Annotated in this window: 3 protein-coding genes; all 3 read right to left on the bottom strand. The window is 70.1% G+C overall.

Annotation, left to right across the window (positions count from 1 at the left end; genetic code table 11):
- Nucleotides 1–318: serine hydrolase domain-containing protein (locus RIF93_RS20335; protein ID WP_309093257.1), on the bottom strand; the 318-nt coding region annotated here is incomplete at its 3' end.
- Nucleotides 319–370: 52 nt separating this feature from the next.
- Entirely contained in the window at nucleotides 371–811 is a 441-nt protein-coding gene (locus tag RIF93_RS20330) for a YciI family protein (protein WP_309093256.1), read from the bottom strand.
- Nucleotides 812–881: 70 nt separating this feature from the next.
- Nucleotides 882–2,076: L-serine ammonia-lyase (locus RIF93_RS20325; protein ID WP_309093255.1), on the bottom strand; the 1,195-nt coding region annotated here is incomplete at its 5' end.

Here is a 2,076-nt window from a genome sequence, read left to right as displayed (position 1 = left end):
GGGCAGCAGGCGGTCCACCGGCTCGTCGAGCCGCAGCTTGCCTTCGTCGAGGAGCATCGCGGCGGCCGTCGCGGTGACGGCCTTGGTCATGGAGGCGATGCGGAACGGCGTGTCGCGGCGGATTGGATCGGCCTCGCCGAGTGTCTTCACGCCCAGCGCCCAGGTGTGGGTCTCGTCGCCTCGCCGGACCAGGGCGGTCAGGCCCGGCGCGGAGCCCTTGACGAGGTGATCGGCGAGCGTCGCCTCGATCGCTTGCAGGCCCGTAGGGCTGAACGCTGTGGTCTTCACGGTCTTCATTCCGCAAGCGGACAGGGTCACGGCGCCGCCGCCGGCAAGGACCGAGCGGCGGCTGGGGCTGAAGGGCGGCATGTCAGGCGTCGAGCTTCGGCGCCTTGCGGGCCTGTTCGTCGCGCCAGGCCTTCTCCTGCTCGACCGCCTCGGCCGAAGCCACGCCTTCGAACTCTTCGGGTTCGGCGAACGGCCGCAGCTCCACCTCGCCCCTGTCGAACGGGATGCGGCGGGCCCAGGACAGCGCCTCGTCCATGTCCTTGCACTGGATGACCCAGTAGCCGGAGATCAGCTCCTTGGTCTCGGTGAAGGGCCCATCGGTGACGATGGTGTTGCCGCGGCCTTCGAACCGGATCCGCTTGCCGTGAGACGAGGGCAGCAGGCCCGCGCCGTCCAGCATGGCGCCAGCGGCGATCAGCTCGTTGTTGAAGGCTTCCATGTCGGCGAACAGTTGCTCGGCGTTCGGCGGGAACTCGCCGCGCTCGGATTCCGGCGTGGCCTTCACGATCATCAGGTAGCGCATCGTCTGTCTCCTTCCCTCGAGCGGGTCGCCCTGAGGACGCGCGACGCCCGCGCGATCCGACAAACTTTTTTCAGCACTCCGCAAGATTGACGGCCAGGCCGCCCAGCGAGGTTTCCTTGTAGATGGCGCTCATGTCCTCGCCGGTGCGCTTCATGGTGGCGATGACCTTGTCCAAGCTGACGGTGTGCTGGCCATCGCCCAGCAGGGCGAGACGCGCGGCGTCGATGGCTTTGACGGCCCCCATGGCGTTGCGTTCGATGCAGGGGATCTGGACCAAGCCCCCGATCGGATCGCAGGTGAGGCCCAGATTGTGCTCCATGGCGATCTCGGCGGCGTTCTCGATCTGGGCGTTGCTGGCGCCGAGCGCGGCGGCGAGGCCTGCGGCGGCCATCGAGCACGCGACCCCCACCTCACCCTGACAGCCAACCTCGGCCCCCGAGATCGAGGCCCGGGTCTTGTAGAGCGCGCCGATCGCCGCGGCGGTCAGCAGGAAGGTGCGCCGGCCCTTCGGCGTGCCCTGGTGGAAGCGGTCGTAGTAGCGCAGCACGGCCGGCAGCAGGCCCGCGGCGCCATTGGTCGGCGCGGTCACGACCCTGCCGCCGGCGGCGTTCTCCTCGTTCACGGCCAGCGCCCAGAGGTTCACCCAGTCGAGGGCCGCCAGCGGGTCGGCGATGCGGCGGTCGGCGTCGTCCACCAGCGCCTTCCAGACCTGGTGCGCGCGCCGCTGCACGTTCAGCCCGCCCGGCAAGACGCCCTCTGTCCGCATGCCGCGATCGATGCAGGCGTACATCGCCTGGGCGATCTCCTCGATGCCGGCCTCCACCTCTTCCTGCGGACGGCGCACCTTCTCGTTCGCCATCATCAGCTCGGCGATGGTCAGCTTGGCGCCTTCGGCCATCTCCAGCAGCTCGGCGCCGGAGGTGAACGGGTAGGGCGTCGGCAGCGCCCGATCCGGCGCCGCATTGCTGCCCATCTCGCCCTCGTCGCGGACGAAGCCGCCGCCGATGGAAAAGTAGGTCCGCTCGCCTAGCAGAAGGCCCTGATCGTCGTACGCCGCGAACCGCAGCGCGTTCGGGTGCTGCGGCAGGCGCGTGCGGCCCTCCCAGAGGAGGTCGCGGGCCTCCTCGAAGCCGATCTCACGGCCGCCGCCCAGCGGCAGTCGGCCCGTCTCGCGGATGCGCGCCAGCGCCTGGTCGGCCGCGTCGGGATCCATCGTCCGCGGTTCGAAGCCTGCGAGGCCCAGGATCACCGCGCGATCCGTCGCG

This window comes from Phenylobacterium sp. (assembly GCF_031181185.1).
Classification (GTDB): domain Bacteria; phylum Pseudomonadota; class Alphaproteobacteria; order Caulobacterales; family Caulobacteraceae; genus Phenylobacterium.
The sequence above is the reverse complement of the archived record's forward strand: the minus strand, read 5'-3'. Positions and strand labels throughout refer to the sequence as shown.